A 15,111-nucleotide genomic window follows, 5' to 3' on the forward strand; every position below is an offset into this window, starting at 1 on the left:
CTTACCCCAGCAACGAGATGTCGGCCACACCCAGGAACAGGCCGCGCAGGCGGCTGAGCAGGGCGTAGCGGTTGGCACGTACCTTGGCGTCTTCGGCGTTGACCATGACCGCCTCGAAGAAGGCATCAACCGGGTCGCGCAGGGCTGCCAGGCGGGCCAGCGATTCGCTGTACTGCCGTGCAGCAGCCATCGGTTGCACGGCCTGGTCGGCCTGCTGGATGGCCGAGTACAGCGAGAACTCGTTGGCATTGTCGAAGTACTTCGGCTCGACCTGCTCGGCGATGGCGCCTTCGGCCTTGCTCAGCAGGTTCGACACACGTTTGTTGACCGCGGCCAGGGCCTCGGCTTCGGGCAGCTTGCGGAACGCTTGCACCGCCTGAACACGCTGGTCGAAGTCCAGCGCCGAGCCTGGCTGCAGGGCACGTACCGACAGGTAGGTGGCCACGTCGATGCCTTCGTCTTCGTAGCGCGCACGCAGGCGGTCGAAGATGAACTCCAGCACCTGCTCGGCCAGGCCGGCAGCCTTGACCTTGGCACCGAACTGCTTGACCGCGAATTCCACCGCACCGGTCAGGTTCAGGTCCAGCTGCTTCTCGATCAGGATACGCAGCACACCCAGCGCTGCACGGCGCAGGGCGTAAGGGTCTTTGCTGCCGGTTGGCAGCATGCCGATGCCGAAGATGCCCACCAGGGTGTCGAGCTTGTCGGCGATGGCCACGGCGGCACCGGTGAGGGTTTGCGGCAGCTCGGCACCAGCCCCGCGTGGCATGTACTGCTCGTTCAGCGCCAGGGCAACGTCTTGCGGCTCACCGTCGTTGAGCGCGTAGTAGTAACCGGCAACACCCTGCATCTCGGGGAATTCGCCGACCATTTCAGTGGCCAGGTCGCATTTCGACAGCAGGCCGGCCCGGCCGGCGCGCTGGGCGTCGCCGCCGATCAGCGGGGCGATGAAGGCAGCCAGTTTGGAAACGCGCTCGGCCTTGTCGTACACAGTGCCCAGCTGAGCCTGGAAGACCACGTTCTTGAGGCGCTCGTTGAAGGTTTCCAGCGGCTGCTTCTTGTCCTGCTTGAAGAAGAATTCGGCGTCGGTCAGGCGTGGGCGCACGACTTTCTCGTTGCCTTGCACGATCTGCTTCGGGTCGCGGCTTTCAACGTTGGCCACGGTGATGAAGCGCGGCAGCAGCTTGCCTTCGCTGTCCAGCAGGCAGAAGTACTTCTGGTTGTCCTGCATGGTGGTGATCAGGGCTTCCTGCGGCACTTCGAGGAAACGCTCCTCGAACGAGCACACCAGCGGCACCGGCCACTCGACCAGCGCGGTCACTTCGTCCAGCAGCGCCGGTGGCACGATGGCCGTACCTTCCTGCTGCATGGCCAGCTCTGCGGTACGCTTGCTGATCAGCTCGCGGCGCTCGGCGAAGTCGGCCAGCACGTAGGCTTTGCGCAGGTCTTCGACGTAGTTGGCGGGGGCAGTGATGAGCACGTTTTCCGGGTGGTGGAAGCGGTGGCCACGGGATTCACGGCCAGCCTTCTGCGACAGGATGGTGCAATCGACCACCTGGTCGCCCAGCAGCATGACCAGCCATTGGGTCGGGCGCACGAACTCTTCACGGCTGGCGGCCCAGCGCATGCGCTTGGGAATGGGCAGATCGTTCAGCGAGTCCTCGACGATGGTCGGCAGCAAGCCGACGGTCGCTTTGCCTGGGATGTGCTGGGAGAAACGCAGCTTTGGGCCGCTCTGGTCGATTTCGGCCAGCTCTACACCGCACTTCTTGGCAAAGCCCAGGGCAGCCTGGGTCGGCTCGCCGTCTTTGAAAGCAGCCTGCAGGGGGGGGCCGTCGATGTTGATGCTGCGGTCAGGCTGCTGCACGTCCAGCTGGCGAATCAGCACGGCCAGGCGACGCGGCGCAGCATAGACCTGCTTGCCGGTATAGTTCAGGCCAGCGGCCTGCAGGCCCTTTTCGATGCCGGCCAGGAAGGCGTCGCCGAGGCTGGCGAGGGCCTTGGGAGGCAGCTCTTCGGTGCCCAGTTCTACCAGGAAATCTTGAGCACTCATTGTGCAGCCTCCAGCTTAGCCAACACTTCGTCACGCAGTTCGGGGGTGGCCATCGGGAAGCCCAGGCGTGCGCGGGCTTGCAGATAGCTTTGCGCCACGTCCCGGGCCAGGGTACGCACACGCAGGATGTAGCGCTGGCGCTCGGTCACCGAGATGGCGCGGCGGGCGTCCAGCAGGTTGAAGGTATGCGAGGCCTTCAACACCATTTCATAGGTCGGCAGCGGCAGCTCCAGCTTGATCAGGCGGTTGGCTTCGCTTTCGTAGAAGTCGAACAATTCGAACAGCTTGTCGACGTTGGCGTGTTCGAAGTTGTAGGTCGACTGCTCCACCTCGTTCTGGTGGAACACGTCACCGTAGGTGACCTTGCCGAACGGGCCGTCGGCCCACACCAGGTCATAGACCGAATCGACGCCCTGGATGTACATGGCCAGGCGTTCGAGGCCGTAGGTGATTTCACCGGTGACCGGGTAGCACTCGATGCCACCTACCTGCTGGAAGTAGGTGAACTGGGTGACTTCCATGCCGTTCAGCCAGATTTCCCAGCCCAGGCCCCAGGCGCCGAGGGTCGGCGATTCCCAGTTGTCTTCGACAAAGCGAATGTCGTGCACCAGCGGGTCCAGGCCAATGGCTTTCAGCGAGCCCAGGTACAGCTCCTGGAAGTTGGCCGGGTTCGGCTTGAGCACCACCTGGAACTGGTAGTAGTGCTGTAGGCGGTTGGGGTTTTCGCCATACCGCCCGTCGGCAGGGCGACGGCTAGGCTGCACGTAGGCGGCGTTCCAGGTTTCTGGACCCACGGCGCGCAGGAACGTTGCGGTGTGGAAAGTGCCGGCGCCTACTTCCATATCGTAGGGCTGAAGCACCACACAACCTTGAGCTGCCCAGTAGTTTTGCAGGGCGAGGATCAGGTCTTGGAAGGTACGCACGGCTGGCGTAGGCTGGCTCACGAAATTCACCTGTATCTGGGGATGCGGATGTAAAGAGCGGGAGTATAACCTGATTCGCCTCGCCCTCTACTCATTGGAGCCTTATGCCACGCTGCTTTTGGTGTACCGACGATCCGTTGTACCAGGCCTACCATGACCAGGAATGGGGAACGCCGCAGCGCGATCCGGCGTTGCTGTTCGAGATGCTTTTGCTCGAAGGGTTCCAGGCCGGGCTTTCATGGATCACCGTTTTGCGCAAACGCGAGCGTTACCGCGAGGTGATGCACGGGTTCGACCCGGTCAAACTGGCCACCCTCAGCGACGAACGCATCGAAGCGCTGATGCAGGACCCCGGGATCATCCGCAACCGCCTCAAACTCAAGGCTGCCCGGCGCAATGCGCAGGCCTGGCTGGCTGTGGATAACCCCGCCGAATGGCTGTGGTCGTTCGTGGGCGGTGCGCCGAAGATCAATCACTTCCAAGGCCGCGCTGACGTGCCGGCGGTCACCGACGAGGCCAAGGCCATGAGCAAGGCGCTGCAGAAAGCCGGCTTCACCTTTGTCGGCCCGACCATCTGCTATGCCTTCATGCAAGCCACCGGCATGGTCATGGACCACACCATCGATTGCGATCGTTACGCCGCCCTGGTTCGTTGAAGGGTTACAATGCGCGCCTTGCTGAAATAAGGAATTCGCCTGTGGAAAAGTTCAAGGGCGCCCTGATGGTCGGGGTGCTGCGCCTGTTTGCCAAGCTGCCCTGGGGCGCTGTACAGCGCGTGGGCGCCGGCATCGGCTGGCTGATGTGGAAGATCCCCAACGGTTCACGCAACGTGGTGCGCATCAACCTGGCCAAGTGTTTCCCCGAGATGGACCCGGTTGCCCGTGAGCAACTGGTTGGCCAAGCCTTGCGGGACATTGGCAAGTCGTTTGTGGAAAGCGCCTGTGCCTGGATCTGGCCGCCACAGCGCTCGCTGGAACTGGTCAAGGAAGTGCACGGCCTGGAAGTGCTGGAGCAAGCCCTGGCGTCTGGCAAGGGCGTGGTGGGCATCACCAGCCACCTGGGTAACTGGGAGGTGCTCAACCACTTCTATTGCAACCAGTGCAAGCCGATCATTTTCTACCGCCCGCCCAAGCTCAAGGCTGTGGATGACCTGCTGCGTGAGCAGCGCGTACAGATGGGCAACCGCGTTGCGCCTTCGACCAAGGAAGGCATTCTCAGCGTGATCAAGGAGGTGCGCCGGGGCGGCCAGGTGGGCATCCCCGCTGACCCGGAGCCGGCCGAATCGGCAGGCGTGTTCGTGCCATTTCTCGGTACCCAGGCACTGACCAGCAAGTTCGTGCCGAACATGCTGGCGGGCGGCAAGGCAGTGGGGGTGTTCCTGCATGCCTTGCGCCTGCCGGATGGCTCGGGTTTCAAGGTGTTTCTCGAAGCCGCGCCGCAAGCGATGTACAGCACCGACGTGAATGAGTCGGCGGCGGCGATGAGCAAGGTGGTCGAGCGTTATGTGCGCGAGTACCCGAGCCAGTACATGTGGAGCATGAAGCGCTTCAAGAAGCGCCCGGCTGGCGAGCCGCGCTGGTATTGAGATCTCTGGGGGCGCTCTGCGCCCCATTCGCTGGCACGCCAGCTCCCACAGGGATCGCATCAGGGCTGATAGGTGTTTGTCACAAGATATGCAGCGCCTGTGAGATCGAGCGCCGCCCGCGCGGCGCAATCGCGAGCTGCGCTCGCTCCTACGTTTGTTTCGGGCCAGTAACGCCTGTGACAGGCGCGCGCGGCCGCCTTGTTTGTACGGCGCGATATTGAGGCATGCACCAAGGCGTTCGCGCGCGAATCCCACAGGAATAATTGGCCCGAAACAAACGTAGGAGCGAGCGCAGCTCGCGATGCGCCGCGCGGGCGGCGCTCGATCTCACAGGCGCTGCATACCTTGTGGCAAACACATGTCAGCCCTGATGCGATCCCCGTGGGGGGGGGCTTGCCTGCGATGGGCTGCAAAGCAGCCCCGGCTATCTCAAGCCTTGTTCAGCTTCTTGAGAAAAACGGTCATCTCTTTCTCGGCCTGCTTGTCCCCGTGGGCCTGTGCCGCCACGATCCCATCCTCCCAGGCCTTGCGCGCCGCTGGCAGGTCACCCTGCAACTGACAGGCCTTGCCCAGCAGCTTCCACGCTGCCGAGTACTTCGGGTCCTGCTCTACACAGCGCGCCAGGTGCACCGCAGCTTCTGCACCGTTACCTTCATCCAGCCAGGCCTTGCCCAGCCCGAAACGCAGCAACGGGTTATCCACACCCTTGGCCAGCATCTTCTCCAGCGACTCGCGCATGCCTTTTGCTCCTAGAAGAAACTCAAGCCGACGTGGAACAGCTTCTCCACATCGCGAATGTGCTTTTTATCCACAACGAACAGGATCACATGGTCACCCGATTCGATCAGGGTGTTGTCGTGGGCAATCATGACCTCTTCGGCACGGATGATCGCGCCGATCGTGGTCCCCGGTGGCAGGTTGATGTCCGCTATCGCCTTGCCAACGACCTTGCTCGACTTGGCATCGCCATGGGCCACCGCCTCGATCGCTTCGGCTGCGCCACGGCGCAGCGAGTGCACGCTGACAATGTCGCCCCGGCGCACGTGGGCCAGCAGGGTGCCGATGGTCGCCAGCTGCGGGCTGATGGCAATGTCGATCTCACCCCCCTGCACTAGGTCGACGTAGGCTGGGTTGTTGATGATGGTCATCACCTTGCCTGCACCCAGGCGCTTGGCCAGCAGCGACGACATGATGTTGGCTTCGTCATCGTTGGTCAGGGCCAGGAAGATATCGGCGTCGGCGATGTTTTCTTCCAGCATCAGGTCCCTGTCCGAGGCGCTGCCCTGCAACACCACGGTGCTGTCTAGCGTATCGGACAGGTGCCGGCAGCGGGCTGGGCTCATCTCGATGATCTTCACCTGATAGCGGCTTTCGATGGCTTCGGCCAGGCGCTCGCCAATTTGGCCACCACCGGCAATGACGATGCGCTTGTTGGTCTGGTCGATACGACGCAACTCGCCCATCACTGCCCGAATGTCTTTTTTCGCGGCAATGAAGAACACCTCGTCATCGGCTTCGATCACCGTGTCGCCACGCGGGGTGATTGGCCGGTCGCGGCGGAAAATGGCGGCCACACGGGTATCCACGTTAGGCATGTGCGCGCGGATCTGGCGCAGCTGCTGGCCCACCAGCGGCCCGCCGTAGTAAGCCTTCACGGCCACCAGCTGCGCCTTGCCTTCGGCGAAGTCGATCACCTGCAGCGACCCTGGGTGTTCGATCAGGCGCCTGATGTAGTTGGTCACCACCTGCTCGGGGCTGATCAGCACGTCGACCGGGATGTGGTCATTGTCGAACAGCTCTTCACGGGTCAGGTAGGCCGACTCGCGTACCCGGGCAATCTTGGTCGGGGTGTGGAACAGCGAATAGGCCACCTGGCAGGCAACCATATTGGTTTCGTCGCTGTTGGTTACCGCCACCAGCATGTCGGCGTCGTCGGCACCGGCCTGGCGCAGCACCGTCGGCAGCGAGCCGCGGCCTTGCACGGTGCGGATGTCCAGGCGGTCGCCCAGGTCGCGCAGGCGGTCGCCGTCGGTATCGACCACGGTAATGTCGTTGGCCTCGCTGGCCAGGTGCTCTGCCAGCGTACCGCCCACTTGCCCTGCGCCGAGGATGATGATTTTCATCCGCTACTCCCTACCCTTTGTGCTTACCCGCGCGAGGCGGCGATCTTGATCAGCTTGGCATAGTAGAACCCGTCGTGGCCGCCTTCCTGAGCCAGCAACTGGCGGCCGTGCGGCTGGCGCAGGCCGGCCTCGGTGGCCAGGTCCAGCTCCCGCGCGCCGGGGGTGCGGGCGAGGAAGGCCTCGATCACTTGCGTGTTCTCGGTCGGCAGGCTGGAGCACGTGGCATACAGCAGCATGCCGCCCACTTCCAGTGTCGGCCACAGGGCATCGAGCAGTTCACCTTGCAGCGCGGCCAGGGCCGGAATGTCGTCGGCCTGGCGGGTCAGCTTGATATCCGGGTGGCGGCGGATCACGCCAGTGGCCGAGCAGGGGGCGTCCAGCAAGATGCGCTGGAACGGTTTGCCGTCCCACCAGCTGGCAGTGTCGCGGGCGTCGCAGGCGATCAGCTCGGCATCGAGTTGCAGGCGGTCGAGGTTCTCGCGCACGCGGGTCAGGCGCTTGGCCTCAAGGTCGATGGCTGTCAGGTGAGCCAGGCCTGGTTCGGCTTCCAGCAGGTGGCAGGTTTTGCCGCCGGGCGCGCAACAGGCGTCGAGCACGCGTTGGCCGGCGGCCAGCTCCAGCAAGTCAGCGGACAACTGCGCGGCTTCGTCCTGCACACTCACCCAGCCCTCGGCGAAGCCTGGCAGGCCACGTACGTCGCAGGCTTCGGCCAGCACGATGCCATCGCGGCTGTAGTGGCAGGCGCTGGCGGCAACGCCCGCGTCGGCCAGCAGGCCCAGGTAGGCGTCACGGCTGTGATGACGGCGGTTGACCCGCAAGATCATCGGCGGGTGCGCATTGTTGGCGGCGCAAATGGCCTCCCACTGCTCTGGCCAGAAGGCCTTCAGCGCCTTTTGCAGCCAGCGCGGGTGGGCGGTGCGTACCACGGGGTCGCGCTCCATGCCGGCCAGCAGCGCTTCGCCTTCGCGCTGGGCGCGGCGCAGCACGGCATTGAGCAGGCCCTTGGCCCAGGGTTTCTTCAGTTTGTCGGCACAACCCACGGTCTCGCCAATTGCGGCGTGGGCCGGAATACGGGTGTAGAACAGCTGGTACAGGCCGACCAGCAGCAGCGCCTGCACATCGGCGTCTGCGGCTTTGAACGGCTTCTGCAGCAGCTGGGCGGCCAGCAGGTCGAGCCGGGGCTGCCAGCGTGCAGTGCCGAACGCCAGGTCCTGGGTCAGGCCGCGGTCGCGCTCATCGACCTTGTCCAGTTGTACCGGCAGCGAGCTGTTCAATGAAGCCTTGCCGCTGAGTACTGCGGCAAGGGCACGGGCGGCGGCGAGGCGTGGGTTCATTGGCCAAGTACCTTGCCGGCGGCGAACTTCTCGCGGCGGCTGTTGAACAGGTCGCTGAAGCTCAGCGCCTTGCCACCGGGCAATTGCAGGCGGGTCAGGCTCAGTGCCTGGTCACCACAGGCAACCACAAGGCCATCTTTACTGGCGGACAGGATCTCGCCCGGCTCACCTTTGCCTGCCGCCACGTTGGCTGCCAGCACCTTCACGCTCTCGCCATCGAGGGTGCTGTGGCACACCGGCCATGGGTTGAAGGCACGGATCAGGCGCTCCAGTTCGACGGCCGGGCGGCACCAGTCCAGGCGCGCTTCGTCCTTGTTCAGCTTGTGTGCATAAGTGGCCAGGGCATCGTTTTGCACCTCGCCTTGCAGCGACCCGTCGGCCAGGCCGGCGATGGCCTGCACGACGGCGGGCGGGCCCATTTGCGCAAGGCGGTCATGCAGGCTACCGCCGGTGTCCTCGGCGCTGATCGGGGTGGTTACCTTGAGCAGCATCGGGCCGGTATCCAGGCCGGCTTCCATGCGCATCACGGTGACACCGCTTTCGGTATCGCCGGCTTCCACGGCACGCTGGATCGGCGCTGCACCGCGCCAGCGCGGCAGCAAGGAGGCGTGGCTGTTGATGCAGCCCAGGCGGGGGATATCCAGCACCGCCTGCGGCAGAATCAGGCCGTAGGCAACCACGACCATCAAGTCTGGCTGCAGTGCGGCAAGTTCCGCTTGCGCCTCGGCGTTGCGCAGGGTTTGCGGCTGCAGTACCGGGATGCCATGGGCCACCGCCAGCGCCTTGACCGCACTGGGCATCAGCTTCTGGCCACGGCCGGCAGGGCGGTCAGGCTGGGTGTAGACGGCCACGATCTCGTAAGGGCTGTCGAGCAGGGCCTTGAGGTGTTCGGCAGCAAACTCTGGGGTGCCTGCAAAGACGATGCGCATGGAGTTCTCGCTTCAAAAAAGAAAAAGGCTTGCCGGAGCAAGCCTTCTGGAAGGTGGGGATCAGGCTTGTTGGCGGTGCTGCTTTTCCAGTTTCTTCTTGATCCGGTCGCGTTTGAGCTGCGACAGATAGTCGACAAACAGCTTGCCGTTGAGGTGATCGAATTCGTGCTGCACGCAGACCGCCAGCAAGCCTTCGCACTCCAGCTCGAACGGCTTGCCGTCGCGGTCCTGGGCTTTTACCCGTACCCGCAGCGGGCGGTCGACGTTCTCGTAGAAGCCCGGCACCGACAGGCAACCTTCCTGGTACTGGCCCATGTCGTCGGTCAGCTCTTCGACCGTAGGGTTGATGAAGACTCGCGGTTCGCTGCGGTCTTCGCTGAGGTCCATCACCACGACCTGCTGGTGCACGTTGACCTGGGTCGCGGCCAGGCCGATGCCGGGGGCTTCGTACATGGTTTCAAACATGTCGTCGATCAGCTGACGCAGGGCGTCGTCGAACACTGTCACCGGCTTGGCGATAGTGCGCAGGCGCGGGTCGGGGAATTCGAGAATGTTCAAGATGGCCATAAGGTCAGGCAGTCACTGTGCGTTTGGTTGAAAAGTCGGGTGGGAGCCGGCCATTGCTGGCCCACTCCCCCCTAAGAACCGTACGTGCGCCTTGTCAGCGCATACGGCTCAAGCCTTCACTAAGCTTCCCATGGAAGCCGGTTTGTCCACATACAGACCACGGGTGTGGAGCTGGTTGTGACAGTTAGGATGTAAGAGTACCCGATTGGCCAGTTCGTCTCCACCGCCAAGGGAGCGGTGGATGACGTGGTGGTCATGCCACCCTGTCTCCCTGGTTATCGGATGCTTACAGAGCAAACACAATCCATTTTGGCTGGCGAAGAGGCTGTTGATTTGTTTCCGGTACTTGAGCTTGCTCAGCATCCGGTCCATCCGCAGTTTCTCGCCTTGAGCCTCCATGGTGGGATCGTAGGGATTGTAATCCCCACTCACCTTCTTGTGTCGCTCGATCGGTGTACTCGCGAGTGAGTACAGCTCGGTCTCCCTTTTGTTTCCTGCCTCATCTATCACCGTGGTGGCAAACACCCAACTCCTGTCGCCTGAGGTCCGGAAATACTTCTTCCTTACCCAGTCGAGGGACTTGTTGGGGTGCCGCCTTTTCGCCCAACGCCAGAGTTTAATAAAGACCCTGTTGTCCATCTGGCTATACGCTTGCTTCGCGACTACTGGTTGGTGGTATAGCGCCCAGCCTCTCAGTTTTGGGTTGAGCATTCGGATCAGGTCCTCTTGCTTAACCGTCTTGTGAGAGTCAATCACCTCTCTTACCTTGCTGTAGAACGCCTTGACGTTCTTCCTGCTCGGTTTGATCAGTAACGTTCCGTCGTATTTCCGGAAATTCCATCCCAGGAAGTCGAAGCCTTCGTCGATGTGGGTGATTTGCGTTTTCTTGAGTGACAGCCGCAGCCCCCGCGTCGCGAGGAACTGCTCTACCCAAGGTTTTACCTCGTTCTCCAGTACCTCTGGAGAGGCACCTGTGATCACGAAGTCGTCTGCGTATCGCACCACATTCACCTTCAGCTTCTTGGCTCTTACCACTCCTAGATACTGCTTCAGAAGCGATTCCAGACCATCCAGTGCTAGGTTTGCCAATGTTGGAGAGATAATCCCTCCTTGCGGCGTACCCGCATCCGTCGCATGCAATTGCCCCTTGTGGATAACTCCAGCTTTTAACCATTGCCGGAGAATCCGTACATCCGTGGGGGCGTTCCTTAATAGCCAGTCGTGGTTGATGTTGTCGAAGAACCCTTCGATGTCTGCATCCAATACCCAGCAGGCCGAGGCCCGTTTGGATAGACACAAGAACAACTGCGCCATCGCATCCGCCGTGGAACGTTCGATCCTGAAACCGTAGCTATTCGGATCGCCTTGGGTTTCAGCGATGGGAGACAGGGCCAGCATGTATAGCGCTTGCATGGCTCTGTCCGTCATGGTCGGTATGCCCAGTGGGCGTTCCCGTCCGTCCGACTTCGGGATGTAGACTCGCCGTAGTGGCCGAGCCTTGTATCCCCGCGTCTTCAACTGACCAACTGCATTCCATTTTGCGTTGGGTGTATCCCAGAGTTGCTTATCGACTCCCGCCGTGCGGCGCCCCTGATTTTCCGTGACTCTCCGTACGGCCAAGTATCTGGCCGACTTCGAGCGGGTGAGCATCCGTTGCAGAGATTTGACTCTGCGCCATTTGCCCTCCCGACAAGCCTTCGCAATTCGCATCTGCATTCCCCGGACATTTCGCTGGACCCGGCGCCAATCGACGTCGTGCCACTGCTGCGGAGTGCCGGAAAGCGCAGACTCACCTTGCTGGCTGAGCTCTTTCATGCTGCTTTCCTCTCAAAGTGAAACCACCCGAGCGGAAGGCGCACGTACCCCACTGAGGGGTGCATGCACCCCGTCAGGGTAGGATTATCAAGGGCCAGTGAAGCCAAGCCCTGAAGTTAATGAGACGGTCTCAGTCAGAGTTATTGCGACGGAAGACCACGCAGAAGTCTGCCCGGTTTCCCGTGGGGTGATGTTCCAACCCCTATCCAAGCCATTACAGCCTGACATTCGCTTTCTCTGCGATCCCATACCCGCACCGCCAACAGTGTTCCTTACGGTTCACCTGCCCAAGGGCAGCGATACGGGCTTACCACGTTCCCTATCTGTCACACGACTGGGTTAGGACCTGCCTTTTCACCGGTGATCTTGTAAGGCGACGTACCCCCAGCTCAGACGGGGGTAACCGATCACGTACCTTTTGGTTCAAGCCTATCAGCAGCTTTGGCTTGGCTATGTTTACGGTGTTTAGTAGCAGTTCACGTATGTTGGCCGTACCAGTCAGCCTAGCGCCTCAACCCGGTACTGCTCCGAGTATCTGCTGTCTCCCTCACAGGAGAACGGCACCCCTTGAAGGGGGGCTACATTGTCGGACGGGCTTCGAACACCACCATTACTAGTGATGCACGCCGTCGTAGGCTACCGTTGGTCGCACAACGAGTCCGCTGCCATCCCGTACTGGCGATGGTTGGACAATGACAGACAGAGCTTTCGCTCATGTCTCCGTTTTGGGGGGGCGGGGACTGCTGTGGCAGCTCGCCTGAGTTGAGTATCTCCTGTTTTGAGGCAGGAGAAGCCCCAGCGGGGATTTCTCCCGCAAGGGTTGAAGCCGCAAGGGCTTGAGTTAGTGTCGTGGAGGTGACCGTTTGAAACGTTTCTTGATTTCTGGCCAGTTAGCCCACGTTGCCAGTCCTAAGCAGAAGATTAGGAGGCTAGTGAGGCAAATGATGCCAAATGTGTCATGACTCATTTCGTACATATCACTTTCCGACGAATGGCACTCCAAGACCGATAAAATCGGCCCGCAGTCGCGCTACCGAGTGCTTAGCGACCTAGGGGTTTCGCCACCGCCGCTGCGGCCGGTCCTTTAAGGCGAGGGACTTCTGGGCGGGTTTTGGTTCAAGGGGATGGATACCCAAGTATTTGATTCCTTTGGGGAATCTCTCAAGCTGACCCGACAGCTTGGGACCGGAGACACGCTACGCGTGTCGCACCTGAGCACACATAATAAAGGCAAACGTGGATTTCAGCACCTGTGAAAGCTCGTCTAGGGTTTTCAGGGCCTGCTTGTCGGCTATTCGATAGACAGGTTGTCAAACCGTTATCAACACAGTTATCCACAGCTTGTGCCACGCCGATGGCCCTTTTCAGATCAAGGATGATCCCCATGTCGAATCACCATTCGTCGCCTGTTGCGCCGGCTGAACTGGAGGCGCGGCTGCGTCTGCACCGCTTGCCGGACACAGGCCTGCGGCGTTTCTGCACATTGCTGGAGGCGTTTGGCAGCGCATCTTCTGCCCTGTGCGCACCGGCCGGCGCCTGGCGCGCGTTAGGCATTCCCCAGGCAGCAATCGACGCGCGGCGTAGTGCCGAAGTGCGCGACGGAGCGCTGGCGGCGATGGCCTGGCTAGAGCAGCCGGGCCAGCATTTACTGATGTTTGACGGGCCTGGTTACCCACCGCTGCTGGGGGAAATCGATGACGCTCCGCCATTGCTGTTTGTCGCCGGCGACCCTGCCCTGCTCGAGCGCCCGCAGCTGGCAATTGTGGGAAGCAGGCGCGCTTCACCGCCAGCCCTCGATACTGCCGCGGCGTTTTCCCGTTACCTGGCACAGGCCGGTTTCACGATTACCAGCGGGTTGGCAGTGGGTATCGATGGCGCCGCTCATCGGGCCGCAATACAGGCCGGTGGGGGTACGATCGCGGTGCTCGGCACAGGGCTGCAAAAACTTTATCCACAGCGGCACACCGCGCTTGCCCAGGCGATTATCGACAGCGGCGGCGCGCTGGTTTCCGAGTACCCGCTGGATGCCGGGCCACAGCCCAGCAACTTCCCCCGGCGTAACCGCATCATTAGTGGCTTGTCGCTGGGCGTGCTGGTGGTCGAGGCCAGCCTGGCCAGTGGTTCGCTGATCACGGCGCGGCTGGCGGCAGAACAAGGCCGCGAGGTGTATGCCATTCCGGGCTCCATCCACCACCCTGGGGCCAAGGGCTGCCACCAGTTGATTCGCGACGGCGCGCTGCTGGTGGAAACCGTGGAGCAGATCATGGAAAGCCTGCAGGGCTGGCAGAACCTGCCACCTGCGGTTGTGGACAAGTTCGACCACCCACTGCTGGCCTTGCTGCACGCGGCGCCCCAGACCAGCGAAAGCCTGGCCCATTGCAGCGAGTTGCCGCTGGCCGAAGTGCTTGCGCAATTGACCGAGCTGGAACTGGAAGGGCGGGTCAGCAATGAAGCCGGGCGTTGGTTTGCCCGCGCGGGCTAAGTACACTGCGCACAGGCAAGTTCATAGGCGGAGTAACAGCAATGGTAAGCAGTTTTCGTGTGCAACAAGCCGCACGTGAGATCCGGGCGGGCGCAGTAATCGCCTACCCAACGGAAGCGGTCTGGGGCCTGGGCTGCGACCCCTGGAACGAGGACGCGGTGTACCGCCTGCTGGCGCTGAAGTCGCGGCCTGTGGATAAAGGCCTGATCCTGGTCGCCGACAATATCCGTCAGTTCGACTTTTTGTTTGAAGATTTCCCCGAGGACTGGATCGACCGTATGGGCAGCACCTGGCCGGGGCCCAATACCTGGCTGGTGCCGCACCAGGACCTGTTGCCGGAGTGGGTGACCGGCCAGCATGACACCGTAGCGCTGCGGGTCAGTGACCACCCGGTGGTGCGCGAACTGTGCGCGCTGGTGGGGCCGTTGATTTCCACCTCGTGCAACCCCGGCGGGCGCCCGGCGGCGAAGACCCGGTTGCGGGTGGAGCAGTACTTCCATGGCCAGCTAGACCTGGTGCTGGGTGGGGCGCTGGGGGGGCGGAAGAATCCGAGTGTGATTCGGAATTTGGCTACTGGCGAGGTCGTTCGCCCGGGCTGATATCTGTCTACAAGCCTTCCGCAGATTTCTGATTTGTCTCGGTTCGCGGGTGATCGTGTGAGGGCTGACGGGTGCCAGCCTTGAAACTTTCTTCGCTTATGAGATCGAGCGCCTGGTTGCCGTTACGCGGTCTGCGTGCGCCAAATCGATTGAGGGTGTGGCCTAGGCCCGATTGCCCAAAAAACAAAGGCCGCATAAGCGGCCCAAATGGTAAGGATGTACTCGCCCGGATAACTTGAGCTCAGCCGACGCACCAGTACAACCTGAAGCAGAAACGCTACGCTTCCAAACCAGCATGGTCAAGGCAGTGCCCTTTCTCTCACGTGCTGTGCATGCGCCTCCTGTTGCCATTTGCGTGATCAGGGTTTTCTGAATCTTACCAAAATGGCTGTCCAGCTTGCGGCTTGGGAAATATCCTACGAGCCGCGTCCCCTGCCATTACCTTCTCAGTGGGAACCTCTGCCCTTAGGCTTCAACCGTCGCTGAATAACTTGGCGATCGGGTGTGGTAACCCGAACCGGAGAGTTCCTGGCAGTCAATGGCGGCTGTACGCGGGAGGCTTTGTGCCTGCCGGGTTTTGGGAACTTTCTCCGGTTTACCACCCCGTGTACAGCTGCCACCTAATCGTGTGGTAACGGATAGGTGGGGCATTGAAGCGAGAGTTTCCAATGAAAAAGATAGTGCCCGACCCACCCCTACCC

The 15,111-nt window shown here is 61.7% G+C and carries 12 protein-coding genes; 4 read left to right on the forward strand and 8 right to left on the reverse strand.

Going from position 1 to position 15,111, the window contains the following annotated elements; translation table 11 throughout:
- Window position 1 precedes the first annotated feature (1 nt).
- Both glyS and glyQ read right to left on the reverse strand, forming a co-directional pair.
- Window positions 2–2,053 carry a glycine--tRNA ligase subunit beta gene (gene glyS, locus DMX12_RS03635; RefSeq protein WP_029886429.1) on the reverse strand — a complete coding sequence of 684 codons (2,052 nt, stop codon included), beginning with the start codon at window positions 2,051–2,053 and terminating at the stop codon, window positions 2–4.
- Complete coding sequence (gene glyQ / locus DMX12_RS03640; protein WP_003253126.1) at window positions 2,050–2,997, reverse strand: glycine--tRNA ligase subunit alpha; 948 nt, start codon at window positions 2,995–2,997, stop codon at window positions 2,050–2,052. Before glyQ ends, glyS begins: the two co-directional genes overlap by 4 nt.
- An 83-nt stretch (window positions 2,998–3,080) precedes the next feature.
- On the opposite strand from glyQ, the gene DMX12_RS03645 reads away from it, so the two are divergent.
- Together DMX12_RS03645 and DMX12_RS03650 are read left to right on the forward strand one after the other, a co-directional pair.
- Window positions 3,081–3,632, forward strand: a complete 552-nt coding sequence (locus DMX12_RS03645) for a DNA-3-methyladenine glycosylase I (RefSeq protein WP_009684690.1) — start codon at window positions 3,081–3,083, stop codon at window positions 3,630–3,632.
- Window positions 3,633–3,673: 41 nt separating this feature from the next.
- Window positions 3,674–4,561: a lysophospholipid acyltransferase gene (locus tag DMX12_RS03650; RefSeq protein WP_009684691.1), complete on the forward strand. Its 888-nt coding sequence runs from the start codon at window positions 3,674–3,676 to the stop codon at window positions 4,559–4,561.
- A 429-nt stretch (window positions 4,562–4,990) separates the two neighbouring features.
- Here the strand turns inward: DMX12_RS03650 and DMX12_RS03655 are convergent, their stop codons facing one another.
- The 6 genes from DMX12_RS03655 to ltrA form a co-directional block, all read right to left on the reverse strand.
- Complete coding sequence (locus DMX12_RS03655; protein WP_029888062.1) at window positions 4,991–5,299, reverse strand: tetratricopeptide repeat protein; 309 nt, start codon at window positions 5,297–5,299, stop codon at window positions 4,991–4,993.
- Between the two features lie 11 nt (window positions 5,300–5,310).
- Window positions 5,311–6,684, reverse strand: a complete 1,374-nt coding sequence (gene trkA / locus DMX12_RS03660) for a Trk system potassium transporter TrkA (RefSeq protein ID WP_009682347.1) — start codon at window positions 6,682–6,684, stop codon at window positions 5,311–5,313.
- 23 nt (window positions 6,685–6,707) lie between these two features.
- A complete protein-coding gene (gene rsmB, locus DMX12_RS03665) occupies window positions 6,708–8,018 on the reverse strand; it encodes a 16S rRNA (cytosine(967)-C(5))-methyltransferase RsmB (RefSeq protein ID WP_110676274.1) in 1,311 nt (436 codons plus the stop codon).
- Window positions 8,015–8,947, reverse strand: a complete 933-nt coding sequence (fmt, locus tag DMX12_RS03670) for a methionyl-tRNA formyltransferase (protein ID WP_110676276.1) — start codon at window positions 8,945–8,947, stop codon at window positions 8,015–8,017. Before fmt ends, rsmB begins: the two co-directional genes overlap by 4 nt.
- A gap of 60 nt (window positions 8,948–9,007) precedes the next feature.
- A complete protein-coding gene (gene def, locus DMX12_RS03675; RefSeq protein WP_009682343.1) occupies window positions 9,008–9,514 on the reverse strand; it encodes a peptide deformylase in 507 nt (168 codons plus the stop codon).
- A 108-nt stretch (window positions 9,515–9,622) separates the two neighbouring features.
- Window positions 9,623–11,329 carry a group II intron reverse transcriptase/maturase gene (gene ltrA / locus DMX12_RS03680; RefSeq protein WP_110676278.1) on the reverse strand — a complete coding sequence of 569 codons (1,707 nt, stop codon included), beginning with the start codon at window positions 11,327–11,329 and terminating at the stop codon, window positions 9,623–9,625.
- A gap of 1,384 nt (window positions 11,330–12,713) precedes the next feature.
- Between ltrA and dprA the strand changes: the two genes are divergently transcribed.
- Together dprA and DMX12_RS03690 are read left to right on the forward strand one after the other, a co-directional pair.
- On the forward strand, window positions 12,714–13,811 hold the full coding sequence (dprA, locus tag DMX12_RS03685) for a DNA-processing protein DprA (RefSeq protein WP_054906112.1): 1,098 nt from the start codon (window positions 12,714–12,716) through the stop codon (window positions 13,809–13,811).
- A 41-nt stretch (window positions 13,812–13,852) separates the two neighbouring features.
- Entirely contained in the window at window positions 13,853–14,410 is a 558-nt protein-coding gene (locus DMX12_RS03690) for an L-threonylcarbamoyladenylate synthase (RefSeq protein ID WP_015268440.1), read from the forward strand.
- Window positions 14,411–15,111 lie beyond the last annotated feature (701 nt).

This window comes from Pseudomonas sp. MB-090624, assembly GCF_003205245.1.
Lineage (GTDB): Bacteria > Pseudomonadota > Gammaproteobacteria > Pseudomonadales > Pseudomonadaceae > Aquipseudomonas > Aquipseudomonas juntendi.